Origin of the sequence: Pasteurella oralis (genome assembly GCF_002850605.1) — a bacterium.
GTDB classification, from domain to species: domain Bacteria; phylum Pseudomonadota; class Gammaproteobacteria; order Enterobacterales; family Pasteurellaceae; genus Pasteurella; species Pasteurella oralis.
The window spans coordinates 55,198-81,234 of sequence record NZ_NXGB01000004.1 but is presented as its reverse complement, the minus strand read 5'-3'; the positions used below and the strand labels follow the sequence as shown (position 1 = coordinate 81,234).

The following is a 26,037-nucleotide window of genomic DNA, read 5'->3' as shown; positions in this document are numbered from 1 at the left end:
CTTCATATCAAAGAGGAAAAAATATGTTATATCCAATTGCTATTGAAATGGGCGATGACCAGCATGCTTATGGTGTTATTGTGCCAGATCTACCGGGGTGTTTTTCAGCTGGAGATACCTTAGAAGACGCTTTTTTGAATGCTAAAGAGGCAATCGCTTTTCATATTGAAGGTATGTTAGAGGATGGTGACAATATTCCTCAACCAAGTGCAATTCAAAATCATCAGAATAATCCTGAATTTGCCGGTTTTATTTTTGCTTTAGTTGAGGTTGATTTGACCCATTTAATGGGAAAAACAGAAAAAATTAATGTCACTTTGCCGAGTTTATTAATTAAACGTATTGATGAATTTGTGGCTCAAAATCCAGAATATAAAAATCGTAGTCATTTTTTAGCGCAAGTAGCAAGCAATAAAGTATTAAGTAATTGCCGTACTTGACCAATATATTAGGCAGGACAATGACAGAACATCTTTTCCAATATAAAAAAAATGCAGAATATTGCCCCATGTGTCATGCATTATTGCAATTAAAACAGGGGAAGAAAGGGTTGTTTTTAGGTTGTTCTGCTTATCCTCAATGCGATTATCTCAAACCATTGCATTCGTATTCTGAAAGCAAAGTGCTTAAAGTGTTGGCGGAACAATGCCCTGAATGTGGGTATCATTTGGTGTTAAAGCAAGGACACTTTGGCATGTTTATTGGCTGCAGTAATTATCCAGTGTGTCACTTTGTAGTGCATGATGAGCCTGAAGAACAGGCGCAAGAAAACATTCCTTGTCCTGAATGTCAAAAAGGTGAGTTAGTCGCTCGCCGTGGGCGTCAAGGCAAGGTGTTTTATGGTTGTAATCAATATCCCCAGTGTAAATTTACTTTACCCAGTAAGCCCTATTTAGTGGCTTGTCCTGCGTGCGGTAGTCCAGTTTGTAGTGTGAAAAACGAAACTAAACATCAATGTACATTTCAATGTGCAAATAAACGCTGCCGTCATATTTTTGACTCGGAAATTTAATTTTAATGAATATTCAACAAATCGTAGAGCGGCTTAAACAGAATGATGTAGTTGCTTACCCGACGGAAGCCGTTTTTGGTTTCGGCTGTAACCCTAACAGTGAAAGTGCGGTACAAAAATTATTAGTTTTGAAGCAACGTCCAATCGAGAAAGGACTGATTTTAGTTGCTCCAAACTTAAACTATTTATTGCCATTTATTGACACTTCAAGCTTTGAAGAAGCACATTGGCAACGGTTACAAGCGCAATATGATCGCCCAACTACTTGGGTAGTACCTGCTAAAAGTACGACACCTAAGTTTCTAACAGGGCAATTTAATCGTATTGCAGTCCGTTTATGTCAACATGAAGCTGTGAGGCAGCTGTGTGAATTAGCTGGCTTTGCGCTAACTTCGACCAGTGCGAATTTAACTACATTACCACCATGTCGTAACGCACAAGAGGTTATGGTTCAATTTGGTGACGATTTTCCTGTATTGGATTTGCCAGTAGGAAAGGCGATGAATCCTTCCGAAATTCGCGATCTTTTTACCAATCAATTGTTTAGACAAGGATAAATGATGGATAAATATGCGGTATGGGGTAATCCCATTGCCCAAAGTCAATCGCCACAAATTCACAAAATTTTTGCTGACCAAACTCAACAACAGATGGAATATGTGGCAATGTTAGGTGATGAACAGGACTTTGAACAACAAATACGAACTTTTTTTGCCCAAGGTGCTTTAGGTTGTAATATTACGGCGCCTTTTAAAGCACGTGCTTTTCAGTTAGCAAATGTTTACAGTGAACGTTGTTTAACGGCGGAAGCCTGTAATACTTTAAAAAAATTAGAAGATGGGCGTTTGTACGCAGATAACACGGATGGTGCAGGTTTAGTCAGTGATTTACAACGTTTAGGTTGGCTTCAACCAGAACAGAATCTGTTGATTTTAGGGGCGGGTGGCGCCACTAAAGGAGTACTACTGCCGTTATTACAAGCTAAACAAAACATTGTGTTAGCCAATCGTACGTTGAGTAAAGCAGAGGAGTTAGTACGAAAATTTGCTCAATATGGTCAAATTCATGCTGTGGAACTTAGCGATATTCCTGTGCAACCATTCGATTTGGTTATTAATGCGACTTCATCAGGATTACACGGGCAAACCGTGCACATCAACTCTGAAATTTTGCAAAAAGCGACCGCACTTTATGATATGCAGTATGCGAAAGAGAGTGATACTCCTTTTATGGTTTTATGCAAACAGCTTGGTAAACAAAACGTCAGTGATGGTTTTGGGATGTTAGTCGGTCAGGCAGCTCATGCATTTGAATTATGGCGTGGGGTCATGCCTGAATTTGAGACTTTGTTGGATAAAGCCCTTGTTTAAAATAGGGATAAAAAATACCGCACTTGGAGGCGGTATTTGGGTTTTTGCTGGTTAGTTTTATAAACCTGGGGCTTTCCATAAAGAGGTTGTCAGCCCACTGTCAACAAGTTGTAATTGTTTAGCATACACATCTGCCCATTTAGCTTTATGCGCTTGGTATAATTGATGATTCGCTGGATTAGGTTGATGTTGACGTTCAAATTTGACCAACTTTTTACCTGCTTCAGTCAAGGATGGATAAATGCCTACACCAACACCTGCGGCAATTGCACAACCGAGTGCCGTCGCTTCTTTAACGACAGGGATATTGACCACAAGCCCTGTTACGTCAGATAAAATTTGGCTCCAAAGTTTGCCTTTTGCGCCACCACCAGCAAAGACAATTGAGGTCAGTTTGACCCCAGAGAATTTTTCCACTTGATCAAGATTGCAAGAAGAAACAATCGCGGCATTTTCCTCTAATGCGCGAAATAGCACGGGTTTATTACATTTTTCTGGATCAATGGATAGGTTGATAAAAGAGGGGGCCGCATGATACCAAGATTTAAAATGCATCGCATCAGAGAAAATTGGTATGACATCATTTGCACCGACAGGCACACGCTCAGCCATTTGTTCTAGTAAGGTATAAGCATCGGTACCTAAGCGTTCGGCTAATAATTTTTCTTCTTCACAAAATGCATCTCTAAACCAGCGCATCGTTAGACCTGTAAAGAAACTGATTGATTCTGCTTGGACTAATGGGGCGATAACATGTGGATTGATGCGTACATTCATTTCAGGATCGGTTACTGCTTCAGGCAAATTCACTACCTGTTGCCAGAAGGTGCCACCAATGACTGCAGCTTGTGAGGGTTCAGTGATACCTAAGCCAATACAACCTAGTTGTACATCACCACCACCGACAACGACAGGTGTGCCTGCTTTCAAACCAGTTTGCTGCGCAACAAGTGCGGTCACTTTTCCTAAAATTTCCCCCGTTTCTTTTACTGGTGTGAGGATATCGGAATTCAACCCAGCCATATCTAATAATTCAGGTGACCATTGACGCGTTTTTAAATTAAGCATACCTGTGGTACCCGCATTAGAGGGTTCAACGGCAAGTTCGCCACTGAGCATAAAACCGAGCCAGTCGCTAATCATGGTTATCGCTTTGGTTTGACGATAAATATCGCTGCGATGATGAGCTAACCAAAGTAGACGAGGTACTGCACTTAAGGCAAGAGTTTGTCCTGAAATCGCATAAAGTTGTTGTTCAAAAGTAGAGTTATAAAGCGTTTTTAATTCATTAACTTCTTCTGTCGCACGTGCATCCACATTACCACAAGCCCAAATTGCTTCTTTATTTTCGTTATATAACACAATGCCTTCACGCATAGAACAAGTCGAAATAGCAGCAATGTGTTCTGCTGGAATTTGAGATTTTTGTAACGCTTGTTGGATACAGGCACAAGCCAATTGCCAGTTATTTTTTAAGTCAAATTCCATAGATCCGGGGATATTCGGATCGGACAGATGAGTCCATTCGCGTTGGGCTGCGACGATTTGATTTCCGTCAAGATCGAAAATAACAGCGCGTACACTGCCTGTGCCTGCATCAAGTGCCATAAGATATTGATTGCTCATTGTATTCTCCTCTAAATGAAGGAAGGAAAATGAACTCTTACAGCATTAAAATTAGACTAACGCTGCTAACATCATCCGAGCTGTTTTTTCTTCCGTTACTAATGAATTAATATGTTGTCCATATAATGCACTTAAGATGGCTTCCACTTTATCTTCCCCACCCGCAATACCGATGACATGAGGAATTTTTTTCAAATTATCGAGTGAAACACTGATCAGTTCTTCATGTAAGGGCATATCGGGTTGGAGCTGCCCATCTTTTTGCATAAAATAGCCGAGAATATCGCCGACGGCGCCTTGTTCACGAATTAAACGTTGTTTTTCTTCTGTAATGTAACCTGTGCGCAATAAAGTAGCCTGTCCTTTTTGACGAGTAGCCCCAATACCAACGATAGCAGCATCTGCATGACAAGCCGTGAGCATAATATCTCTGACACAAGCCTCACGTTTAAACAATTTTGCTGCTTCGATTGAAGACGCACGTAGTGGAGCTGGAATAATACTGACTGAGCAAGAACCATCAAGTTGCCCGATCCCTTTCATATAGGCACCTACTCCACCAGATAAAGTAATCAGTTTGATATTGTTATTGGTAATAAACTCATTACTGTGTTTGATGGTTTGCATAATGGTTTCACCAAAACCAATAGCGAGTAGCTGATTAGGTTTCAGCATGGACATCAACATTTGTGCTGCGCCAACTCCTAATCGTTGGTTAATTTCATTTTTCTCTAATGCAGGCAAGATGCGAATGTGTTTGAGTTGGAAACGCTCTTTTAAGGCTTCTTCTAACTCAAGACACCCCGTAAAACGAGAGTTAATTTGTACTTTTATAATGCCTTGTTGACGACCTTTTTCTAATAAACGTGATACTTTTAAGCGTGGCAAACCTAATTTTTCACCAATTTCACCTTGTGTTAGGTTATCGTGATAATAGAACCAAGCGATACGTGCCAATAGTTCTTCTTCTGTCATCACTTGGATAACATCATTATTGTCAAATTTATTATCATTCATAATTGTTCTCTAAATTGTCTAACGCATTATTCATTTGTTTAATTTTATTATCAACTGTTCATTTTATTTTTTTATTTAATTGTGAACAAGATCACTTTTTTACAATAAATGAACTCTTTTTATTTATTTTAGCATAAATTTTAATCTATTTTTGTGATCTGGATCGCGGAAATATTGGTAGGGAATGATTAAGATAATTAACAAATGATAAGTTTAAAAATCATTTGTTCAATTTGTGAAGAAGAGATTAATTATGCAATCTGCCAATTTAGATCACACATGTTTATTAGATGCACGTAATATCAGCAAATCTTTCTCTGGGGTTGAAGTCTTAAAAGCAATCGATTTCTTATTATATGCAGGCGAAGTCCATGCTCTTTTGGGGGGGAATGGTGCAGGTAAATCGACATTGATGAAAATCATTGCCGGCATTCAACCTCAAGACAGTGGTGAATTGATAATCAAAGGTAAGCGTCAAACGGATCTTTCGCCAAATAAGGCTCACCAACTGGGTATTTATCTTGTCCCTCAAGAGCCTTTGTTATTTCCGAATTTGACAGTAAAGGAAAATATTTTATTTGGTTTACCGCAAGATGTTGAAAATGAGAAAAAACTGACCGCACTTTTGACTGACCTTAATTCTCATTTAAGGCTTGATATGCAAGCGGGTTTGCTTGAAGTCGCAGATCAACAGATTGTAGAAATTATGCGTGGTTTAATGCGTAATGCGGATATTTTAATTTTAGATGAACCTACGGCATCGTTAACACCTGCGGAAACAGACAATTTTTTCAAGAAAATTCATTCCTTACAAATGAAAGGAGTTGGTATTGTCTTTATTTCTCATAAGCTGCCTGAAGTGTGGCAGATTTCACAGCGCATTAGTGTTATGCGCGATGGTTATATTGCATTAGCAGGCAAAACGGAAACCCTTAATCGTGATGAGGTCATTAGTGCCATTACACCAAAAGCAAAATCAACCAGTTTAACTGAATCACAAAAACTGTGGTTAGAACTACCGGGTCACAATCGAATTAAGTCGAAAGATAAACCAATTTTAACTGTCAAGAGGTTAACTGGCGAAGGATTCAAAGATGTATCCCTAGAAATCTATCCAGGTGAAATTTTGGGGCTAGCTGGTGTGGTAGGTGCTGGGCGTACTGAGTTAGCAGAAACCATATATGGTTTACGCCAAAAGAAATGTGGCGAGATTTTGTTTGATGGTCAAGAAATTAGTCAGTTGAACATTAAAGCACGTTTACAACAAGGTATTGTGTATTTACCTGAAGATAGACAAGCATCAGGTTTATATTTAGATGCACCATTGACTTGGAATGCTTGTGGGTTGACCTATAACAATATGGGCTTTTGGATTAATACCGCAAAAGAAAGTGCGATTTTAGAGCGTTATCACCGTGCCATTGGGATCAAGTTTAATGATGAGCAACAAGCAGCAAGAACTTTATCAGGCGGTAATCAACAAAAAGTCTTAATTGCAAAATGTTTGGAGGCAAATCCAGCGTTACTGATTGTGGATGAACCGACTCGTGGTGTTGATGTAGGGGCGCGGGCGGATATTTATCAATTAATCCAGAGTGTGGCGAAACAAAATGTAGCAGTGCTGTTTATTTCCTCTGATTTAGAAGAAATCGAGAAAATGTCCCAGCGTGTGTTAGTGATGCATGATGGACATGTTAGTGAGTCGCTTGTTGGTGAGGCGATTAATACAAATAACATTATGAACATGGCATTTGGCGGCGCAAGCGCATAAGGAGAGCAAGGCATGTGGAAATTTATACAAAATAACCGTGAATTAACCATCGTCTTTGCGATTGCTTTACTTTTTTTGTTGTTGGGATTTGGTGGGAATGGCTTTCATTTACAGACATTAGCCATGATTTTTAATTCTGCACAAATTGTGATTCTGTTAGCAATTGGAGCGACCTTTGTCATTCTGACGCGTAATATCGATGTTTCTGTGGGTTCAACAATGGGATTATGTGCCGTCATTGCGGGCAGCTTATTAAATGCAGGTTTCGGGTCAAGTGCTTTTATCATTACTTTGTGTTGTGGATTCTTTGCAGGTTTATTTAATGGTGTGTTAGTGACCTTATTGCGTATTCCTGCCATTGTCGCAACTTTAGGTACCTTAGGATTGTATAAAGGGATTATGTTGTTAATTACAGGTGGGAAATGGATTGAAGGCTTACCACAAGATCTTAAAATTCTTTCTGCACCTGCCTTTTTAGGTATTTCACCGATTGGTTGGGTATTACTAGCTTTGATTGGTCTGACCTATTTTTTCTTAACTAAAATGAAGTTAGGACGTGATTTTTATGCAGTAGGAGATAACTTACAAGGTGCATTACAACTTGGCGTACGGGTAGATCAAGTGCGTATAGCCGCGTTTGCCATTAATGGCACGATGGCGGCATTGGCTGGCATCGTGTTCGCCTCACAAATTGGTTTTGTACCAAATTCAACAGGTAATGGCTTAGAAATGAAAGCGATTGCGGCTTGTGTATTAGGTGGAATTAGTTTACTTGGCGGGGCAGGGAATATTATCGGCGCAGTACTTGGCGCCTATTTTCTGATTCAAATCGATTCTATTTTGGTCTTGTTAAAAGTCCCTGCTTATTGGAATAACTTTGTCGCAGGTTTGGTATTGCTAGTGGTATTAGTCTTTGATGGGCGGATACGTGTGATGATTAGTAAAAACATTAAACTACAACGTTACGCACGTTTCTTGAAAGATGATGCAAATACAACGAAATAAGGAGAAGGAACGATGTTTAATTTAAAAAAATACAGTTGGGAAATTGCCTTATTTTGTTTAGTCATCATTGAAATTTTGGGTTTTGGTCTATTTAACCCGCGTATGCTGGATGTGAATGTCTTACTCTATAGTACCAGTGATTTTATTTATATCGGTATGCTAGCGCTTCCTTTAACAATGATTATTGTTTCTGGAGGGATGGATATTTCCTTTGGTTCGACAGTTGGACTTTGCGCAATTTTATTAGGGGTGCTATTTAAAGCCGATGTACCGTTAGTATTGGCAATTCCACTTACTTTTGTGACTGGTATGTTATGCGGTGTGATTAATGCAAGTTTAATTCTTTATACCAAAGTCAATCCGTTAGTCATTACGTTAGGAACGATGTATCTGTTTGGTGGCGGTGCATTATTACTGTCAGGTTTTGCTGGTGCTACGGGTTATGAAGGTATTGGCGGATTTCCAGATAGCTTATTAGAATTTGCGAACCAAACTTTATTTGGCATTCCAACACCCATTATTTACTTTTTAATCATGACACTGTTGTTTTGGTTATTAATGCATAAAACAACTATAGGTCGTAGTATTTTCTTAATTGGTCAAAGTGAGCGTACTTCACGTTATAGTGCGGTCCCTATTCAGCGTACACTTTATATCATCTATTCCGCGATCGGTATTGTCGCTGCTTTTGTCGCGATTCTATTAGTGTCTTATTTTGGTTCGGCACGTTCTGATCTCGGGAGTTCTTTATTAATGCCTGTCTTAACGGCAGTTGTACTGGGTGGTGCCAATATTTATGGCGGCTCAGGTTCTATTGTTGGCACAGCAATTGCTGCACTTCTGATTGGATATTTGCAACAAGGTCTGCAAATGGTCGGTGTTTCAAATGAAATATCCAGTGCATTATCAGGTGCGTTACTCATTATCGTTTTAATCGGCAAATCGATCAGTTTGCACTACGGTGCCATTGTGCAATGGATTTATCGAAAAACGAAAAGCGAGTCAAATCATTAATGTTCAGATCCAAAACGAAGGAGAATTAACTATGAAAAATCAATTAAAAGCGACCGCACTTGCTATTGCTGTTGGATTATCGACTTTAGCGACAGCACAAGCAGCTGATCGTATTGCTTTCATTCCGAAATTAGTAGGCGTTGGATTTTTCACCAGTGGTGGACAAGGTGCAACTGAAATGGGTAAAACACTGGGTGTAGACGTCACTTATGATGGTCCAACAGAACCAAGTGTGTCTAACCAAGTGCAATTAATTAATAACTTTGTTAACCAAGGTTATAACGCGATTGTTGTTTCTGCAGTATCGCCAGATGGTTTATGTTCTACTTTACAACGTGCGATGAAACGTGGTGTAAAAGTGTTGACTTGGGACTCTGATACTAAGCCTGAATGTCGCAGTCATTACATCAATCAAGGTACACCAGAGCAATTAGGTTCGATGTTAGTGGAAATGGCATCCAGTCAAATTAGCAAAGCAAAAGCGAAAGTCGCCTTTTTCTATTCAAGTCCAACTGTGACTGATCAAAACCAATGGGTAAAAGAAGCCAAAGCTAAAATTGCGAAAGATCATCCTGAATGGGAAATTGTGACTACTCAATTTGGGTATAACGATGCAATTAAATCGTTACAAACGGCAGAAGGGATTTTAAAAGCATACCCAGATCTTGATGCCATTATTGCACCAGATGCCAATGCATTACCTGCTGCGGCACAAGCGGCGGAAAACTTAAAAGTGAATAATGTTGTCATTGTTGGTTTCAGTACACCAAATGTGATGCGCCCATACGTAAAACGTGGCACAGTGAAACAGTTCGGTCTGTGGGATGTGGTACAACAAGGTAAAATTTCCATTGCGGTGGCAAATGACCTCTTAAAAGGCAAAGCCTTAAACGTAGGTGATAAAGTAGAAGTTCAAGGTATTGGTACTGTTGAAGTATCGCCAAACAAAGTTCAAGGTTATGAATATGAAGCGAAAGGTAACGGGATTATTCTTTTACCAGAACGCGTCGTATTTACCAAAGAGAATATTGATAACTACAATTTCTAATTGAGGAGAAGTAAATGGCAGATTTAGATGATATCAAAGATGGTAAAGACTTTGGTTTAGATCGACCACAACGACATAACGCCTTTTATTTAAAAGGATCAGGTGCATTGGATTGGGGAATGCAATCTCGTTTGGCAGATATTTTTAATCCAAAAACTGGTAAAACAATCATGTTAGCTTTTGACCATGGGTATTTCCAAGGACCAACCACAGGTTTAGAGCGAATTGATTTACATATTGCTCCATTGTTTGAATATACGGATGTCTTAATGTGTACACGCGGTATTTTACGTAGCGTTGTACCGCCTGATACGCGCAAGCCAGTCGTATTACGTGCTTCAGGTGCGAACTCCATTTTAACTGAACTTTCTAATGAAGCAGTGGCTGTTTCGGTAGAAGATGCACTACGTTTAAATGTATCAGCAATGGCAGCACAAGTTTATATTGGATCGGAATATGAGCACCAATCGATTAAGAATATTATTCAATTAGTCGATCAAGGTACAAGATATGGCATGCCAACAATGGCAGTGACGGGCGTAGGTAAAGATATGGCGCGTGACCAGCGTTATTTCTCGCTAGCAACGCGTATTGCAGCAGAAATGGGCGCACACATTATTAAAACTTATTACGTTGATCAAGGCTTTGAACGTATTACGGCAGGTTGTCCAGTGCCAATCGTGATTGCAGGTGGTAAGAAATTACCAGAACGTGATGCGTTAGAAATGTGCTATCAAGCGATTGATCAAGGTGCGTTGGGAGTGGATATGGGACGTAATATTTTCCAATCTGAAGCACCAATTGCCATGTTGAAAGCGGTTCATGCTGTGGTGCATGGTGGTGAAACCGCAGAAAAAGCTTATCAGCTTTATCTTGATGAGAAAAATCACTAGTTAACAAGCCAAAAAGAGCGGTTGAAATTTGGAAAAAACAGACCGCTCTTTTCAACTCATTTTCCTTCGTTTAGGGAGTCAACTATGTTTGCAATGTTAGTGGAAATTAATATTAAAGAAGGTAAAGAACAAGAGTTTCTAGAAGTTTTTGCACGAAACCATATTGGGACCAGACAGGAACCGGGTAATTTGCGTTTTGATGTATTACGTGATCCCGAAGTAAAAACACGTTTTTATGCTTATGAGGTTTATGTGAATGAACAAGCCTTAGAAGCACATCGTAAGACTGCGCATTATCATCGTTGTGTTGCAGAGTTGGAACCGATCATGACCGGTGCAAGAAGTAAAAAGATTTTTGATTGGGTCATGCCTGAGAATTTAACGAATGAATGTAAATAAATCACAATTAATTCAGCGTTTAAAAGCACAATCAATAAGTATTGGAATTTTAGCATCTGATTGGTTGAAGCTGCCTGATACACTGGCGACGTTATCTGCACAGCAACATCATTTATTACATTTTGATATTGGGGATGGGCAGTTTTCACCTTTTTTTACTGTAGGTGCTATCGCAGTAAAACAATTTCCCTCACCTTTTATCAAAGATGTACATTTAATGGTAAAAGATCCCTTTAATGTTGCAAAAGATTGTGCAAAAGCAGGCGCTGATATTATTACTTTGCAAATTGAACAGAGCGAAACATTAGCCACTACTATAGATTATCTTGCTACACATTACCCAGAATGCTTAATTGGACTGACGCTATGTCCTGAAACAGAGTTGGTGTCATTAATTCCTTATTTAAACAAAATTGATCTTATTCAGGTCCTCACACTGGATCCAAGAACTGGTATAAAAGCGGAGCAACAATATATCGTTGAGCGGATTGGTGTGCTAATAGAAATGTTAAAGGAAATACGCGCTGAAAAACTCATTGCTGTTGATGGTTCCATGAACTTGACTCTTGCTGCACAGCTCTATCCACTTGGCATTGATTGGGTTGTTTCTGGTAGTGCTTTGTTTAGCCATGATGACTTGCTACAAACACTTTTACAGTGGAAAACGGCTTTCATTCACAATTGATGTGATAAAAAATACCGCAATGTTATAGCGGTATTTTTTTATTTCTATTTATATCGTCGTTTCAACCGAATAAGCCCTTCGCTCATAAATAATAGCATCGAAATAATCAAGCAAATAAAGAGCGGATAAGTAGCGCTATCCAGCTGTTCACCAATTAAGAATGAAACAAATAGCATCATAATAGGTTCTGCGTAACCTAATAAACCCAGTACATTGATTGGTAACAAGCTACTTGCAAGGATATAAGTGTTCAGTGCGACACCGCTAATTAGTCCAAGTAATACCAGTAAGATGAAAATATTGGGATTAGCTTGTTGAACTATGCTCAGATCAACTTGTGTTGCAAAATAAATACAAACTGGTAATAAAAGCGCCATTTCGATGCAAAAGCCAGCGAGATCGTTAATTTTGAGTATTTTTCGTGTGGCAAAATAAGTACTGTAGCCAATACTCACTAAGAGTGCTTCCCAAGAAAGCCCTCCTTTTAACAAAATATTAGAAAATACACCTATTGTTGCTACGACAACCGCAAGAAATTTTACTCTCGAAATATGTTCTTTGAAAAGGATACGTCCAACTAAAACCATGACTAAAGGTAAAAGTAAGTAGCCAAAAGACACACTGAGTGCGCTGCCATTATTTGGTGCCCATAAGAATAACCAAATTTGAATTCCCATCATGGCAGAATTAAAAAGGAAACCTAAGATCAATAAGGGGTGTTGTTTGATTCGCGCAAAGTAACCGAAGACAGCGGGCGTTTGTTTAAACAGAAAAACGGCAGCAATCACAAAAGGGAGAGTAAAAATGATTCGAAATCCGAAAATATCTTCGCCACTTAATGGTAATAACAACGTCGAAAAATAGTATAAATAACCAAATAGCACAGAGGCTGATAACGATAAAATTATCCCTTTTAACATAAATTTATTCTCAATATTTTTTAAAATCGTAGCGCGCTTTCGCCACTTTACTCTAGCGCTTGCCAAAATGCACGAACTAATGGTTGTGACAAACATTTTTTTTGTACACAAATACCTAATTCAAAAGGCTCTACTGGCGTATTTAAATGTAAGATGGAGACTTGGCTATGCATTGGACTATTTTTAATTACCACATCAGGTAGCATTGCCACTCCACAGCCGAGTGCAACCATTGGCATAATAGCTTCATGACCTGCGACAGTGGCATAAATTTTGGGATGTTTAATTTTTTGTTGCTTAAACCACTGATCAATGCGCTGACGTGCAGGTCCCTCTACAGGCAAAATAAACGGAATTTGCTGCCAGTCAATAGGTGTTTTTTGTAACAATTGCGTCGCTTGGCAGGCAATACGAGGAGTAATGAGCGAAAGGCTAATGTCGTCGATATAATGAAATGCCACACTGCTTGGCAAATTTTTAGGTCGTCCTGCCAGCGCAAGATCTACTTGTTGAGTTTGTACTTGTTGTAATGCCGCTGCTGGATCGCCAGTAGTGAGCTGAATCTCGACTTTAGGATAACGCACACGAAATTTTTCTAATATATTGGGTAAATGGCTATAAGCTGCGGTGACTGAACAGAAAATCTTGAGTTCACCACTGAGCGCTTGAGTCGGATTGTAGCGTAGTTGTTGTTTTATTTGTTGCCATTCTGCCCAACTTTGTTGTGCGAAAGGAAGGAATTGTTCACCAGCATCAGTGAGTACTACTTGACGATTATCGCGAAGGAATAACACCTGCCCTAACTCCTCTTCCATACGCTGAATTTGGCGCGATAGCGTAGAAGGCGACATATGGTTTTGCAACGCCGTTTTAGCGAAGTTTCTAGTTTCATACAAGTGAAGAAAAAGTTTGAGATCAGTGAAGTTCAATTTGTAAGGTTTCCAACATATCGTATCAAGTAGCTTTTATATTGCATTAATTGCAACATAAGATACCAATAATATCAATTTACGCAATCATAAAAATCACTATAATCAAAGTAAAGTACAAATAATATGCAAACATAACATCATATCAACACACAACATTAAATTTAAGGACACAACAATGGCTAACTATTTCAACACATTAAATTTACGCCAACAATTAGATCAACTGGGGCGTTGTCGTTTCATGGATCGTAATGAATTTGCAAATGAAGCAAATTATTTAAAAGGTAAGAAAATTGTTATCGTCGGCTGTGGCGCGCAAGGGCTTAATCAAGGGTTAAATATGCGCGATTCGGGTTTAGATATTAGCTATGCATTACGTGCAGAGGCAATTGCGGAAAAACGTGCCTCATTCCAACGTGCGACAGAAAATGGTTTTAAAGTTGGCACTTATCAAGAACTCATTCCAAGTGCAGATTTAGTGGTTAACTTAACGCCAGATAAACAACACTCAAAAGTCGTTGCAGATGTGATGCCATTAATGAAACAAGGCGCAGCTTTAGGCTATTCACATGGTTTAAATATTGTGGAGGTAGGCGAACAAATCCGTAACGATATCACTGTTGTTATGGTCGCACCAAAATGTCCGGGCACAGAAGTTCGCGAAGAATATAAACGTGGTTTTGGTGTACCGACTTTGATTGCGGTTCACCCTGAAAATGACCCAAATGGTGACGGATTAGAAATTGCCAAAGCTTGGGCTGCGGCTACGGGTGGTCATCGTGCTGGTGTACTTGAATCTTCATTTGTGGCAGAAGTGAAATCTGACTTAATGGGTGAGCAAACCATTCTGTGCGGTATGTTACAAGCAGGTTCGATAGTGTGTTATGACAAACTTGTTGCAGATGGCAAAGATCCCGCTTATGCAGGTAAATTAATTCAATACGGTTGGGAAACGATTACTGAAGCATTAAAACAAGGTGGTATCACTTTGATGATGGATCGTTTATCCAATTCAGCCAAATTACGTGCGTTTGAGCTTTCAGAGCAAATTAAAGAAAAATTGGCGTTTTTATTTGAAAAACATATGGATGATATTATTAGTGGTGAGTTTTCAGCGACGATGATGGCAGATTGGGCAAATGGCGATGCCAATCTTCTTAAATGGCGTGAAGAAACGGGTAAAACGGCTTTTGAGAATGCGCCAAAATATGAAGGCAAAATTAGTGAACAAGAGTATTTTGATCATGGTGTATTAATGGTTGCGCTAGTGAAAGCCGGTGTGGAACTCGCCTTTGATACTATGGTCGCTAGTGGTATTTATGAAGAATCTGCCTACTATGAATCACTACATGAGTTACCATTAATTGCGAATACAATTGCACGTAAGCGTTTATATGAAATGAATGTGGTGATTTCAGATACTGCTGAGTATGGTAATTACTTATTTGCCAATGTTGCAACGCCAATTTTGGCTAAAGAAATCATGCCAATATTGGAGCGTGGTGATATCGGTGAGCCGACGCCAGCAGTAGAAATTGATAATATTACTTTACGTGATGTGAATGAGACCATTCGCAATCATCCGATTGAATTAGTTGGTCAAGAATTACGTGGCTATATGACAGATATGAAGCGTATTTCATCAAATTAATAAATGTCTGTGCAAAGCAAACCAGCCATAACAATGGCTGGTTTTTTGTATCAAAATTTTTCAAAAATAGACCGCACTTTAACTCATGCTTAACTTGCTTTTTCTTCTTGTTTGACTTCATCCCAAAGTAAATCCATTTCCATTAATGAGCTTTGTGCAAAGGTTTTATTATGCTTTTTAAGTTTGTTTTCAACTGCGCGGAAACGTTGCTCAAATTTATGATTAGCTTTGCGTAAGCTTTCTTCTGGTTGACACTGCAAATGGCGGCTGAGATTCACTACGGCAAATAATAAATCACCAATTTCTTCTTCAATTTTAGTTTGTTGTTGATTTTTTTGATTGATTTCCTGTTGTACTTCGTCAAGTTCTTCTTTAATTTTTTCAATCACTTGATTGATGTCATTCCAATCAAAGCCCACTTTTGAGCAACGTTTTTGGAGTTTTTCTGCTCGCATTAGTGCTGGAAAAGCATGAGGAATATTATCTAAAATTGAAGTTTGCCCTTTCTCTTTATTTTCTTGAGCTTTGATTTCATTCCAATTTTGTAAGGCATCTTGTGCATTATTCGCATTTTTATTGCCGAAAACATGGGGATGGCGGCGAATAATTTTACTAGAAATTGCATTCACTACATCATCGAAGGTAAAATACTCCTCTTCTGTGGCTAGCTGGCTAAAGAAGACCACTTGTAATAAAAGATCACCGAGTTCTTCTTTTAGGTCTTGCATATTATTTTGTTGGATGGCTTCGATGACTTCATAGGTTTCTTCAGTTAAGCAAGGAATCATAGTTTGATAATTTTGTTTGAGATCCCAAGGGCATCCTCCATTTGGATTGCGTAGTTGGGCAATCAATTTTACAAAATCTTGAATTGAATATGTCATTGTTGTGAGACCTTTTAAAAAAACATTGAGATTTATCATAGTATAACTTTTTAGGACAGAAGTGGAATTTTAGATTAACAGGAAAACTTCTTTAAAACGTGATCTAGTGCATACTTTTTTTTATGGAGCGGTGTTATGATAGTCTTGATTCATGACTAACCCCCTCGATCAGATAAGGAGTTTATTATGTATAAACACGTATTAGTAGCGGTAGATCTTTCTGATGAAAGTCAATTTTTATTGGAAAAAGCAGCTGGCGTAGCAAGACGGAATGAGGCGAAATTATCAATTATTCACGTTGATGTGAACTTTTCTGATCTTTATACGGGATTGATTGATGTCAATATGGCATCAATGCAAGATCGTATTTCTACTGAAACGCAGCAAACATTGGTACATTTAGCTGAAAATGCAAGTTACCCAGTGACTGAAAAACTCAGTGGTAGTGGCGATTTAGGTCAAGTATTAGCCGATGCTATCGAAAAATACGATGTTGACTTGCTTGTTACTGGTCATCATCAAGACTTTTGGAGTAAACTAATGTCTTCGACACGTCAAGTAATGAATAGCATTTCGGTAGATATGTTAGTCGTGCCATTACGTGATGAATAGGGTCGTCTTATTGATAATTAAACTTTTGTAAAAAGTTTGTAAAAATTTAACCGCACTTTGATTAGATCATTGAAGTGCGGTTGGTTTTTTTGTAGGCTTTAAGAGGTAAAAAAATCTTTATTTTTAATAGAAAAAGCCTTTTTATAAATGCCAAAAATATGCAAGAATAAGTAGACTAACTTTTAATCGTATTGTTATTAGTTATTTAAAATAATATGAAAAGCAAGGCTTATATATAAATGAAAACAACAGCAGAAATTAGACAATCTTTTCTTGATTTTTTCCATACCAAAGGACATCAGATTGTAGCAAGTAGCTCACTTGTTCCTGACAATGATCCAACTTTATTATTTACAAACGCAGGAATGAACCAATTTAAAGACGTTTTTTTAGGTATGGATAAACGTTCTTATTCACGAGCAACAACAGCGCAGCGTTGTGTTCGTGCTGGTGGTAAACATAATGATTTAGAAAATGTCGGTTATACCGCACGCCATCATACTTTTTTTGAGATGCTCGGCAATTTCAGTTTTGGTGATTATTTTAAAAAAGATGCCATCCACTTTGGTTGGGAATTTTTGACTTCGCCACGTTGGTTAGCCTTACCGAAAGAAAAATTGTGGGTAACCGTTTATGCAACTGACGATGAAGCCTATGATATTTGGAATAAAGAAGTGGGTGTTCCAGCGGAGCGCATTGTTCGTATTGGTGATAATAAAGGGGCGCCGTACGCCTCTGATAACTTTTGGGCTATGGGTGATACTGGACCTTGTGGACCTTGTACGGAAATCTTTTATGACCATGGCGAACATATTTGGGGGGGACCTCCGGGATCGCCTGAGGAAGATGGTGATCGTTATATCGAAATTTGGAATATCGTTTTTATGCAGTTTAATCGTCATTCTGATGGTACAATGGAACCGTTACCAAAACCTTCCGTTGACACAGGTATGGGATTAGAACGCATTAGTGCAGTATTACAACATGTTAATTCAAACTATGAAATTGATATTTTCCAAAAATTAATTGCTAAAGTTTCTGAGTTAACAGGTGAAAAAGATCTCAATAATAAATCATTACGTGTAATTGCTGACCATATTCGTTCATGTGCGTATTTAATCGCTGATGGTATCATTCCATCAAATGAAGGTCGTGGTTATGTATTGCGTCGTATCATTCGTCGTGCTGTACGTCATGGTAATTTATTAGGTGCTAAGGAAGCATTTTTCTATAAATTAGTGCCAACCCTAATTGATGTCATGGCAGAAGCGGGGGTTGAAGTAAAAGAAAAGCAGGCTAATGTTGAAAAGTTATTACGTTTAGAAGAGGAGCAGTTTGCTCGTACTTTGGAGCGTGGTTTGGCATTGTTAGATGATGCATTAGCTAATGTGCAAAATGGTGTGCTTTCTGGTGAAGTGGCGTTTAAGTTATATGACACTTATGGTTTCCCATTAGATCTTACGGCAGATGTGTGTCGTGAACGTCATATTACAATTGATGAGGCTGGTTTTGAGCGTGAAATGGAAGCGCAACGTTTGCGTGCACAATCAGCGAGCCAATTTGGTATGGATTACAATAATGTGATCCGCGTTGAAGGTATGACAACCTTTGAAGGTTATACTGAGTCTGAATCTTTAGCAAAAGTGACCGCACTTTTTGCAGAAGGCAAGCCAGTAGAACGTATCGAGGCTGGTCAAAGTGCGGTGGTTATTTTAGAAAATACGCCGTTCTATGCTGAATCTGGCGGACAAATTGGTGATAGTGGTCGACTAGCTGGTCAAGGTTTCTCATTTGATGTGAAAGATACGCAAAAATATGGTCAAGTTTTTGGGCATATTGGTGAGCTAGTGAGTGGTAGTTTGGCAGTTGGGCAATCTGTCAATGCAGTAGTTGATGTGGCATGTCGTAATCAGACTTCACTAAACCATTCAGCGACCCATTTATTACATGCTGCATTACGTCAGGTGCTAGGTACACATGTTGTTCAAAAAGGTTCGTTAGTTTCAGATGTTGCATTACGTTTTGATTTTGCGCATCCAGAAGCGATTAGTAAAGAACAATTGTTTGAAATTGAACGTATTGTCAATCAGCAAATTCGTGCTAACCATCCTATTCAAACTGAGCTGATGGAGCTTGAAGCTGCAAAAGCAAAAGGTGCGATGGCATTATTTGGTGAGAAATATGCCGATCAAGTACGTGTTTTGACAATGGGTGATTTTTCTATTGAACTTTGTGGCGGTATCCATGCCAAACGTACCGGTGATATTGGTTTATTTAAAATCACCACAGAAACTGCTATTGCAGCAGGGATTCGTCGTATTGAAGCTATTACTGGTGAAAATGCGATTTGTTGGTTACATCAGCAACAAGCATTGCTAACGCAAAGTGCCGATTTATTGAAATCGGATGTCAATTCAGTTGTAGAGAAAATTCAGCAGTTACAAGATAAGTCGAAAAAAGCTGAAAAAGAGTTACAAATTTTGAAAGAAAAAGCTGCGATGCAGGTAGGGTCTGATTTAGCGAAAAGTGCAGTTAAAATTAATGATGTTTCTGTCATTATTCAGAAACTTGATGGTGTTGAGGCCAAATCGCTACGTGTTATGGTTGACGATTTGAAAAATCAACTTGGTTCAGCAGTCATTGTGTTTGCCTCTGTGGTCGATGGCAAGGTCAATTTAATTGCAGGTGTGACAAATGATTTAACTAGCAAAGTGAAAGCAGGCGAGTTAGTCAATGTGTTAGCACAACAAGTTGGTGGTAAAGGTGGTGGTCGTCCAGATATGGCGATGGCTGGTGGTACGCAAGTTGATAATGTGGATCAAGCATTATCTGTTGGCGCAGAATGGCTAAAAGCAAACTTGTAGTATAACACTTTCACTTCAGAATTGTTTTATACGCTAAGCGCAAAACAGCGAAGTGAGTAGTTTCGATATGTAAGATAGGGATGTTGTAAGCAAACAGGAATTTTGCATAAACTATAAAAAGGTGAGGAGTTCATATGCTAATCTTAACCCGTAAAGTTGGCGAAAGCTTACTCATCGGCGATGATATTTCTATCACGATTCTAAATATACGAGGAAATCAAGTAAAAATTGGAATCAAGGCCCCTAAAGATGTTTCTGTTCATAGAGAAGAGATTTACCAACGTATTAAACAGGCATTAGATGAGCCGCAGCAACCTGAATGAACGGATATTTAATAACAAGATTAATTTAAATATTCTTAGTTGGGTGAGGTTGAGTTGAAATGTAAATGATATCGTATAGGGCGGACGTTATGGTAATGCTAAAGCCTAAGGTAATCATTGTTAGTGGGGCATTTATTTAAGTGATTATATTGAGCATTTGTTGCTTTGTACGAATTATAGCTCAGAGCCGATGAAAAAACATATATATAGTAATCATAGCAATGATTTTTTAAGCGTTTAAAATTGTTTCTATATTGCTATTAACAAAAGGAAAAAGAATGAAAGCGATTATCCCCGTTGCAGGTTTAGGGACTCGTATGCTACCTGCTACAAAAGCAATTCCAAAAGAAATGCTAACGTTGGTGGATAAACCATTGATTCAATATGTTGTTAATGAATGTGTTGCAGCAGGTATGAAAGAAATTGTCTTGGTCACACATTCTTCAAAAAATGCGATTGAAAATCATTTTGATACATCATTTGAATTGGAAACCATGCTTGAGAAACGTGTGAAACGTCAACTTTTAGATGAAGTTCGTTCAATTTGTCCGAAAGATGTGACGATTATGCATGTACGTCAAGGTAATGCAAAAGGATTAGGGCATGCAGTATTATGCGGGCGTCCTGTTGTGGGAAATGAACCTTTTGCAGTGATTTTGCCAGATGTCTTATTGGCTGATTTTTCGGCAGATCAAAAACGCGAGAATTTAGCTGCGATGGTAAAACGCTTTAAAGAAACGCAAATCAGTCAAATCATGGTAGCACCAGTCGCAGAGAAGGATGTGAGTAGCTATGGTATTGTTGATTGTGGCAGCGCTACTTTAACTAATGGTGATAGTGCTAAAATTAATAATATTATAGAAAAGCCAAGCCTCGATAAGGCACCATCTAATTTAGCAGTAGTGGGACGTTATGTCTTCTCTGCTGCAATTTGGGATTTACTTGAAAAAACTCCAATTGGTGTTGGTGATGAAATTCAATTAACTGATGCGATTGATATGTTAATTGAAAAAGAAACTGTTGAAGCCTTTCACATGACAGGTAAAACTTTTGATTGTGGCGATAAAATTGGTTATATGCAGGCATTTGTTGAATATGGTTTGCAGCATGAAAAATTAGGTCAACCATTTAAAGCATATTTAAAACAGTTAGTAAAATCGCTTTAATATCAGCTTATTCTTTTCTTTTTAGGCATCCTTTGTAGTGCCTTTTCTTTTAGACAGATATCTAGCTATCTTAACGGCTAGATTGTCATTCTTGTTGTTTTTCATTAAAATACCACATGATTATTAAGCATATTTATAGGGTAACAGAATGGCAAATTGGAATGGTAAATATATTAGTCCTTATGCAGAGCATGGGAAGAAGAGTGAACAGGTTAAAAAAATCACTGTATCAATACCAATTAAAGTACTAGAGATTCTGACTAATGAACGTACGCGCCGTCAAATTCGTAATTTACGCCATGCGACTAATAGTGAGTTACTTTGCGAAGCATTTTTGCACGCATTTACTGGACAGCCATTACCGACTGATGAAGATCTATTAAAAGAACGTCATGATGAGATTCCTGACGAGGCAAAGAAAGTGATGCGTGAACTTGGGATTGATCCTGAAAGTTGGGAATATTAAGTCGAAGATCAAAGTGCGGTCAAAATTTTTAAAATTTCAACCGCACTTGTATTCACTCAAGATGATAAATTAAGCTTGATCACCAATTAATACAGATTCTAACGCAATTTCAATCATATCATTGAAAGTTAATTGACGCTCTTCTGCGGTGGTTTGTTCATGAGTACGGATATGATCTGAAACAGTACAAATTGTTAATGCTTTTGCACCAAACTCTGCTGCTACGCCATAGATACCCGCTGCTTCCATTTCAACACCTAAAATACCGTATTTTTCCATAACATCAAACATTTCTACATCTGGTGTATAGAAGAGATCAGCGGAGAACAAGTTACCAACACGGACATTAACGCCTTTTGCTTTTGCTGCTTGTACTGCGGCCATTGTCATGTCAAAGTCTGCAATTGCTGCAAAGTCATGATTTTTAAAGCGGATACGGTTAACTTTTGAATCGGTACATGCGCCAACACCAATGACAACATCACGTAATTGCACATCCATACGTACTGCACCACAAGAACCTACACGAATAATTTTTTTTACACCATATTCTGTAATTAATTCTTTCGCATAGATTGAACAAGATGGGATACCCATACCATGCCCCATGACAGAAATTTTACGACCTTTATAAGTCCCTGTGTAGCCTAACATATTACGTACGTTAGTCACTTCTTTTACATCTTGTAAGAATGTTTCTGCAATGTATTTTGCGCGTAGTGGATCGCCTGGCATTAGAACAACGTCTGCAAATGCGCCTGCTGGAGCGTTAATATGTGGAGTCATGTTGAATTCCTCTTTGTTAATAATGAAGGGAAAATGATGATATAAGTGCTAAAGTCTTATATCAGACCTTGGTTTATACGTGTAATAACGTATATTGTAACTTTAATTTCAATGGATATTGATTAACGATAAAGTTACTCATTAATTTTGTGGGCAAGTCATGCTTGAATCATGAATATTCTTTTTAAGCAAACGTTTACTTAGCCCCTATATGACAACACCACGAACAAGTCGTGGTGTTGTGCTTTAGTTTAGTACATTAATAATATCGTATTTCTTATGATAATGCGACACCACCTAAACCGATAAACAAGCCCGCAATTGTTGCGCTCATTAAGTTTGCTAGTGAGCCTGCGATAACTGCTTTAATCCCTAAGCGTGCGATGTCACCACGACGGCTTGGTGCTAATGCACCTAAGCCACCTATTAAGATTGCGATTGAGCTGAAGTTAGCAAAGCCACAAAGCGCGAATGTGATGATAGCTTGTGTTTTGTCAGTTAGTTGGACCATATTTGCATTTTCAGCTGCGCTTTTTAAGTAGGCTGTAAAGTCTAAGTAACCCACGAATTCATTTACCGCTAATTTAGTACCAATCATACGACCGGCAATTTCAGCTTCGTTCCAATCTACACCGATAACCCAAGCCAGTGGTTTAAAGATCCAACCTAAAATTAAACCAAGTGATAATTCTGGCATATTGAACCAACCACCGATTCCACCAAGGATACCGTTGATTAATGCGATTAATGCAACAAAAGCAATTAACATTGCACCTACATTAAGGGCTAAGTTCATACCTGATGATGCACCACCTGCGGCTGCATCAAGGATATTAGCTGGTTTTTCTAAATCTACTTTTTCTAAATCATCATTAAATTTTTCAGTTTGCGGATAAAGAATTTTTGCAAATAATAAACCCGCTGGCGCTGCCATAAATGACGCCGCGATTAAGTATGGTAATGGTACGCCCATGCCAGCATAACCTGCCATAACAGAACCCGCAATTGATGCTAAACCACCACACATAATTGCGAATAATTCAGATTCAGTCATTTTGCTGATGTAAGGTTTAACCACTAATGGTGCTTCAGTTTGACCAACAAAAATGTTTGCAGCCGCAGACATAGACTCTGATCTTGATGTGCCTAACAAAGTTTGTAAACCACCGCCGATAATTTTAATGATCCATTGCATTATACCGATGTAGTATAAAACGGAGATTAAAGCTGAGAAGAACACGATGATTGGTAACACGCGTAAAGCGAAAACAAAGCCGCCGCCGCCAAATACTTCAAACATTTTATCGCTGACTAAGCCACCGAATAAGAAGCTAATACCCTCATTACCGTAAGAGATGACTTTACTGATACCATCAGAAAGCCAAAGTAATGCGTCACGACCAACTGGTACATATAAAATTAATGCACCAATTGCAATTTGAATACCTAATGCACCAAATACAGTGCGTAAATTGATGGCTTTGCGATTATTAGAAAGCAAGAAAGCAATCGCTAATAATACAACAATACCGAGAATACTGATTAATGTACTCATAATTGTAAAGTCCTTTACTAAGTTAGAATAAAAAAATAATGGTCAATAATTTTACTGTGTTTTGGATTAAAAATCTTGCTTTATTGGAGCATAAATAATCAAAAACACTTAAATTTTCATCAAAATGTGATATGGCTCTCAATTTAGAGTGGAATAAGATATGCCTGAATATTATTGGGATAATTTTCTTTTTCCATTATCATAAAGATGATTATTGATTGGCTAATTTTATTTTTTATGCAAAAAAAGTTTCATGTGTTGCCGCAAACACCTTGGATGGCTTCTTCATTTTGGGGATTGGAGCTTAAACCTTTTGTTGTACTTGTTCTGTCATTAGCTATTTTTGGTATTGGAGAGGGATTGATTCTTCTTTCCGATCTTGGTTCAGCGCCTTGGACGGTATTATCACAGGGAATTTCGTTACAAATTGGCTTTAGTGTTGGTTGGGCGTCTTTTATAGTCAGCTGTATTGTGATGTTGTTATGGTTGCCGCTTAAACTTCGTATGGGGTTAGGGACTCTTTTGAATGTTATTGTGATTGCATTGTTTTTAGGTTTAACAGCAGAATTTATGCCAAAACCGACCGCACTTTTTATACGCTTTGGTTATATTATTCTTGGTATTTGGTTAATTGGGATTGGTTCTGCTTTTTATTTGACTTGCCATCAAGGTGCGGGACCAAGAGATGGCTTAATGGTTGGATTGTGCCAACGTTTCCATTTAAAAGTCAGTGTAGTACGGACATTGATGGAAATTACCGTTTGTACGTTAGGGTTTATATTGGGTGGGACCCTTGGTGTTGGCACAATTTTATTTGCTATTTCAATTGGCTGGGTTATTCAATTTATCCTTTCTCATTTACTTGGCTTGCCAAATTTGTCTGACAAAAGGAATAACTTGAGTTAATACAGCTTGTATTGAAATTAAGCTTAAATCCATTTGGCTGACTTTATCTTGTGTTTGCGGTGAGAATGCTAAGTGCTTTTCTGGCGCATTGATAGGTTGCCAACGCAATGGTGTTGCAGAACGACGACTTGGATAGAAACCAATCGTGGCAATATTGAGTGCGGCACTTAAATGTAAAGGACCAGTTGAGCCTGCAATAAAGAGATCGGCGCAGGCTAATGAATGAGCAAAATCAACTAACCCATTATTTTTATCATAAATTACGATACGTTTATCATTGGTTAGTTTGGCTAATTCATGTGCTTTTTCACTTTCATTAGGACCAGCTGTTAGAACAATATTGCAATCCAATTGTTGTAATAGCCCTGTGATTAATTCAGCATATTGTGTGAGAGATAAATTGGTTGCAGACCCTCCAGAGCCACTATGTACAAAAATCCATTTTCGGTTCAGATCTAAACCTAACTGCTGTGCGAGCATGTCTTTTTGCTGATGTATTTTGCTTTGCTCAAAAGCTAAATAAGGTGGAATTGGTTCAATAATAGGTTGTCCTGTTTTTTGTAAAAAAGCACGAGCCAGATCTAAATTATATTCAAATTCTGGTTTTAAGGATTTTGAGCGTCGTTGAGTGATCCGATGATTATATAAGAATTGAATTAGTTTAGTCGCTGGCGCTAAACGGAACGGGATTTTAGCTTTCCAAACCAGTAATGCATTATATTTGTCAGAAAAAAAATTAATTGCCGCGTCAAACTTTTCTTCTTTGATTGTCTGTAACGTAATCAGTTGGGCTGGTTTCTCAGCATGTTTGCCCGAGTCGATAATCACATCATCTAAATAAGGGCAAATACGTGCTAGATCAGCTGTATATTGAGGAACAAGTGCGGTGAGTTTTAAGGTAGGATTTGATTGTTTTAACATAGCAAAAGCTGGCCAAGCCAACATAAAATCCCCAAGTTTATCGTTACGTACTACTAACACTTTTTGCATTTTTTCTTCTCAACTTTTGTTCAATTTGATAGCTGAATATTTTAACTTGTTTAATTGCAAAATTTAATTAAAAAATTGAGTGTACTTTACTGTACTGAATAAGCCGATTAAAACGCTTATTTCTTGCATTTTGCTAAAAAAA

The 26,037-nt window shown here is 38.3% G+C and carries 26 protein-coding genes; 18 read left to right on the top strand and 8 right to left on the bottom strand.

What is annotated here, in order from left to right; all coding sequences use genetic code 11:
* Positions 1-23 precede the first annotated feature (23 nt).
* Genes C0975_RS06305 through aroE form a run of 4 tightly spaced genes read left to right on the top strand, consistent with a single transcriptional unit; the run spans position 24 to position 2,382 of the window.
* Positions 24-440 carry a type II toxin-antitoxin system HicB family antitoxin gene (locus C0975_RS06305; RefSeq protein ID WP_101775542.1) on the top strand — a complete coding sequence of 139 codons (417 nt, stop codon included), beginning with the start codon at positions 24-26 and terminating at the stop codon, positions 438-440.
* A 20-nt stretch (positions 441-460) separates the two neighbouring features.
* Positions 461-1,012, top strand: a complete 552-nt coding sequence (locus C0975_RS06300) for a DNA topoisomerase family protein (RefSeq protein ID WP_101775541.1) — start codon at positions 461-463, stop codon at positions 1,010-1,012.
* A gap of 5 nt (positions 1,013-1,017) precedes the next feature.
* Complete coding sequence (gene tsaC, locus C0975_RS11370) at positions 1,018-1,569, top strand: L-threonylcarbamoyladenylate synthase type 1 TsaC (protein WP_167383042.1); 552 nt, start codon at positions 1,018-1,020, stop codon at positions 1,567-1,569.
* 3 nt (positions 1,570-1,572) lie between these two features.
* On the top strand, positions 1,573-2,382 hold the full coding sequence (aroE, locus tag C0975_RS11365; RefSeq protein ID WP_167383041.1) for a shikimate dehydrogenase: 810 nt from the start codon (positions 1,573-1,575) through the stop codon (positions 2,380-2,382).
* Positions 2,383-2,439: 57 nt separating this feature from the next.
* Here the strand turns inward: aroE and lsrK are convergent, their stop codons facing one another.
* Both lsrK and lsrR read right to left on the bottom strand, forming a co-directional pair.
* Positions 2,440-4,008: an autoinducer-2 kinase gene (gene lsrK / locus C0975_RS06290; protein ID WP_101775540.1), complete on the bottom strand. Its 1,569-nt coding sequence runs from the start codon at positions 4,006-4,008 to the stop codon at positions 2,440-2,442.
* A 51-nt stretch (positions 4,009-4,059) separates the two neighbouring features.
* Complete coding sequence (gene lsrR / locus C0975_RS06285; RefSeq protein ID WP_101775539.1) at positions 4,060-5,025, bottom strand: transcriptional regulator LsrR; 966 nt, start codon at positions 5,023-5,025, stop codon at positions 4,060-4,062.
* A 253-nt stretch (positions 5,026-5,278) separates the two neighbouring features.
* Between lsrR and lsrA the strand changes: the two genes are divergently transcribed.
* The 7 genes from lsrA to C0975_RS06250 all read left to right on the top strand — a co-directional run bounded on the left by lsrA (position 5,279) and on the right by C0975_RS06250 (position 11,840).
* On the top strand, positions 5,279-6,796 hold the full coding sequence (gene lsrA / locus C0975_RS06280; RefSeq protein ID WP_101775538.1) for an autoinducer 2 ABC transporter ATP-binding protein LsrA: 1,518 nt from the start codon (positions 5,279-5,281) through the stop codon (positions 6,794-6,796).
* 12 nt (positions 6,797-6,808) lie between these two features.
* Positions 6,809-7,801, top strand: a complete 993-nt coding sequence (gene lsrC, locus C0975_RS06275; RefSeq protein ID WP_101775537.1) for an autoinducer 2 ABC transporter permease LsrC — start codon at positions 6,809-6,811, stop codon at positions 7,799-7,801.
* A gap of 12 nt (positions 7,802-7,813) precedes the next feature.
* Positions 7,814-8,815: an autoinducer 2 ABC transporter permease LsrD gene (gene lsrD / locus C0975_RS06270; protein ID WP_101775536.1), complete on the top strand. Its 1,002-nt coding sequence runs from the start codon at positions 7,814-7,816 to the stop codon at positions 8,813-8,815.
* A gap of 31 nt (positions 8,816-8,846) precedes the next feature.
* On the top strand, positions 8,847-9,863 hold the full coding sequence (gene lsrB / locus C0975_RS06265; protein ID WP_101775535.1) for an autoinducer 2 ABC transporter substrate-binding protein LsrB: 1,017 nt from the start codon (positions 8,847-8,849) through the stop codon (positions 9,861-9,863).
* Between the two features lie 14 nt (positions 9,864-9,877).
* The gene (gene lsrF / locus C0975_RS06260; protein ID WP_101775534.1) at positions 9,878-10,756 is read left to right on the top strand and encodes a 3-hydroxy-5-phosphonooxypentane-2,4-dione thiolase; all 879 of its coding nucleotides are present in this window, start codon (positions 9,878-9,880) and stop codon (positions 10,754-10,756) included.
* Positions 10,757-10,840: 84 nt separating this feature from the next.
* On the top strand, positions 10,841-11,155 hold the full coding sequence (gene lsrG, locus C0975_RS06255; protein WP_101775533.1) for a (4S)-4-hydroxy-5-phosphonooxypentane-2,3-dione isomerase: 315 nt from the start codon (positions 10,841-10,843) through the stop codon (positions 11,153-11,155).
* On the top strand, positions 11,142-11,840 hold the full coding sequence (locus tag C0975_RS06250) for a beta/alpha barrel domain-containing protein (protein WP_101775532.1): 699 nt from the start codon (positions 11,142-11,144) through the stop codon (positions 11,838-11,840). Before lsrG ends, C0975_RS06250 begins: the two co-directional genes overlap by 14 nt.
* A gap of 44 nt (positions 11,841-11,884) precedes the next feature.
* Here C0975_RS06250 and rarD read toward each other — a convergent pair whose 3' ends face one another.
* Positions 11,885-12,760, bottom strand: a complete 876-nt coding sequence (rarD, locus tag C0975_RS06245; protein WP_101775531.1) for an EamA family transporter RarD — start codon at positions 12,758-12,760, stop codon at positions 11,885-11,887.
* A gap of 47 nt (positions 12,761-12,807) precedes the next feature.
* Positions 12,808-13,689: an HTH-type transcriptional activator IlvY gene (gene ilvY, locus C0975_RS06240; RefSeq protein ID WP_101775530.1), complete on the bottom strand. Its 882-nt coding sequence runs from the start codon at positions 13,687-13,689 to the stop codon at positions 12,808-12,810.
* A 178-nt stretch (positions 13,690-13,867) separates the two neighbouring features.
* On the opposite strand from ilvY, the gene ilvC reads away from it, so the two are divergent.
* Positions 13,868-15,343, top strand: coding sequence for a ketol-acid reductoisomerase (ilvC, locus tag C0975_RS06235; RefSeq protein WP_101775529.1), 1,476 nt, complete (start codon positions 13,868-13,870; stop codon positions 15,341-15,343).
* 89 nt (positions 15,344-15,432) lie between these two features.
* Here the strand turns inward: ilvC and mazG are convergent, their stop codons facing one another.
* Positions 15,433-16,227, bottom strand: coding sequence for a nucleoside triphosphate pyrophosphohydrolase (mazG, locus tag C0975_RS06230; protein WP_101775528.1), 795 nt, complete (start codon positions 16,225-16,227; stop codon positions 15,433-15,435).
* Positions 16,228-16,413: 186 nt separating this feature from the next.
* Between mazG and uspA the strand changes: the two genes are divergently transcribed.
* From uspA to metJ, 5 genes are all read left to right on the top strand, one after another.
* Positions 16,414-16,839 carry a universal stress protein UspA gene (uspA, locus tag C0975_RS06225; protein WP_101775527.1) on the top strand — a complete coding sequence of 142 codons (426 nt, stop codon included), beginning with the start codon at positions 16,414-16,416 and terminating at the stop codon, positions 16,837-16,839.
* A gap of 239 nt (positions 16,840-17,078) precedes the next feature.
* Entirely contained in the window at positions 17,079-19,703 is a 2,625-nt protein-coding gene (gene alaS / locus C0975_RS06220; RefSeq protein WP_101775526.1) for an alanine--tRNA ligase, read from the top strand.
* A gap of 134 nt (positions 19,704-19,837) precedes the next feature.
* On the top strand, positions 19,838-20,026 hold the full coding sequence (gene csrA / locus C0975_RS06215; protein ID WP_049214812.1) for a carbon storage regulator CsrA: 189 nt from the start codon (positions 19,838-19,840) through the stop codon (positions 20,024-20,026).
* A 278-nt stretch (positions 20,027-20,304) separates the two neighbouring features.
* Positions 20,305-21,192 (top strand): UTP--glucose-1-phosphate uridylyltransferase GalU, encoded by an 888-nt coding sequence (gene galU, locus C0975_RS06210; RefSeq protein WP_101775525.1) that lies wholly within the window; start codon positions 20,305-20,307, stop codon positions 21,190-21,192.
* 148 nt (positions 21,193-21,340) lie between these two features.
* Positions 21,341-21,658 carry a met regulon transcriptional regulator MetJ gene (gene metJ / locus C0975_RS06205; protein ID WP_101775524.1) on the top strand — a complete coding sequence of 106 codons (318 nt, stop codon included), beginning with the start codon at positions 21,341-21,343 and terminating at the stop codon, positions 21,656-21,658.
* 69 nt (positions 21,659-21,727) lie between these two features.
* On the opposite strand, the gene deoD is transcribed toward metJ, so the two are convergent.
* Positions 21,728-22,444, bottom strand: coding sequence for a purine-nucleoside phosphorylase (gene deoD / locus C0975_RS06200; protein WP_101775523.1), 717 nt, complete (start codon positions 22,442-22,444; stop codon positions 21,728-21,730).
* Positions 22,445-22,721: 277 nt separating this feature from the next.
* Entirely contained in the window at positions 22,722-23,999 is a 1,278-nt protein-coding gene (locus C0975_RS06195; RefSeq protein WP_101775522.1) for a NupC/NupG family nucleoside CNT transporter, read from the bottom strand.
* Positions 24,000-24,236: 237 nt separating this feature from the next.
* Here C0975_RS06195 and yczE point away from each other — a divergent pair, with 237 nt between their 5' ends.
* Positions 24,237-24,905, top strand: coding sequence for a membrane protein YczE (gene yczE / locus C0975_RS06190; protein WP_101775734.1), 669 nt, complete (start codon positions 24,237-24,239; stop codon positions 24,903-24,905).
* Here the strand turns inward: yczE and C0975_RS06185 are convergent.
* Complete coding sequence (locus tag C0975_RS06185; RefSeq protein ID WP_101775521.1) at positions 24,858-25,895, bottom strand: glycosyltransferase family 9 protein; 1,038 nt, start codon at positions 25,893-25,895, stop codon at positions 24,858-24,860. The genes yczE and C0975_RS06185 overlap by 48 nt on opposite strands.
* Positions 25,896-26,037 lie beyond the last annotated feature (142 nt).

Bases quoted from the DNA above. Each gene is read 5' to 3' on its own strand.
- uspA (WP_101775527.1), top strand. From the start codon at position 16,414: ATGTATAAACACGTATTAGTAGCGGTAGATCTTTCTGATGAAAGTCAA.
- C0975_RS06195 (WP_101775522.1), bottom strand. From the start codon at position 23,999: ATGAGTACATTAATCAGTATTCTCGGTATTGTTGTATTATTAGCGATT.
- yczE (WP_101775734.1), top strand. From the start codon at position 24,237: ATGCAAAAAAAGTTTCATGTGTTGCCGCAAACACCTTGGATGGCTTCT.
- C0975_RS06250 (WP_101775532.1), top strand. From the start codon at position 11,142: ATGAATGTAAATAAATCACAATTAATTCAGCGTTTAAAAGCACAATCA.
- galU (WP_101775525.1), top strand. From the start codon at position 20,305: ATGAAAGCGATTATCCCCGTTGCAGGTTTAGGGACTCGTATGCTACCT.
- C0975_RS06300 (WP_101775541.1), top strand. From the start codon at position 461: ATGACAGAACATCTTTTCCAATATAAAAAAAATGCAGAATATTGCCCC.
- lsrG (WP_101775533.1), top strand. From the start codon at position 10,841: ATGTTTGCAATGTTAGTGGAAATTAATATTAAAGAAGGTAAAGAACAA.
- lsrK (WP_101775540.1), bottom strand. From the start codon at position 4,008: ATGAGCAATCAATATCTTATGGCACTTGATGCAGGCACAGGCAGTGTA.
- lsrR (WP_101775539.1), bottom strand. From the start codon at position 5,025: ATGAATGATAATAAATTTGACAATAATGATGTTATCCAAGTGATGACA.
- deoD (WP_101775523.1), bottom strand. From the start codon at position 22,444: ATGACTCCACATATTAACGCTCCAGCAGGCGCATTTGCAGACGTTGTT.
- C0975_RS06185 (WP_101775521.1), bottom strand. From the start codon at position 25,895: ATGCAAAAAGTGTTAGTAGTACGTAACGATAAACTTGGGGATTTTATG.
- lsrD (WP_101775536.1), top strand. From the start codon at position 7,814: ATGTTTAATTTAAAAAAATACAGTTGGGAAATTGCCTTATTTTGTTTA.
- tsaC (WP_167383042.1), top strand. From the start codon at position 1,018: ATGAATATTCAACAAATCGTAGAGCGGCTTAAACAGAATGATGTAGTT.
- aroE (WP_167383041.1), top strand. From the start codon at position 1,573: ATGGATAAATATGCGGTATGGGGTAATCCCATTGCCCAAAGTCAATCG.
- lsrB (WP_101775535.1), top strand. From the start codon at position 8,847: ATGAAAAATCAATTAAAAGCGACCGCACTTGCTATTGCTGTTGGATTA.
- ilvC (WP_101775529.1), top strand. From the start codon at position 13,868: ATGGCTAACTATTTCAACACATTAAATTTACGCCAACAATTAGATCAA.
- mazG (WP_101775528.1), bottom strand. From the start codon at position 16,227: ATGACATATTCAATTCAAGATTTTGTAAAATTGATTGCCCAACTACGC.
- csrA (WP_049214812.1), top strand. From the start codon at position 19,838: ATGCTAATCTTAACCCGTAAAGTTGGCGAAAGCTTACTCATCGGCGAT.
- lsrF (WP_101775534.1), top strand. From the start codon at position 9,878: ATGGCAGATTTAGATGATATCAAAGATGGTAAAGACTTTGGTTTAGAT.
- lsrC (WP_101775537.1), top strand. From the start codon at position 6,809: ATGTGGAAATTTATACAAAATAACCGTGAATTAACCATCGTCTTTGCG.
- C0975_RS06305 (WP_101775542.1), top strand. From the start codon at position 24: ATGTTATATCCAATTGCTATTGAAATGGGCGATGACCAGCATGCTTAT.
- rarD (WP_101775531.1), bottom strand. From the start codon at position 12,760: ATGTTAAAAGGGATAATTTTATCGTTATCAGCCTCTGTGCTATTTGGT.
- metJ (WP_101775524.1), top strand. From the start codon at position 21,341: ATGGCAAATTGGAATGGTAAATATATTAGTCCTTATGCAGAGCATGGG.
- lsrA (WP_101775538.1), top strand. From the start codon at position 5,279: ATGCAATCTGCCAATTTAGATCACACATGTTTATTAGATGCACGTAAT.
- alaS (WP_101775526.1), top strand. From the start codon at position 17,079: ATGAAAACAACAGCAGAAATTAGACAATCTTTTCTTGATTTTTTCCAT.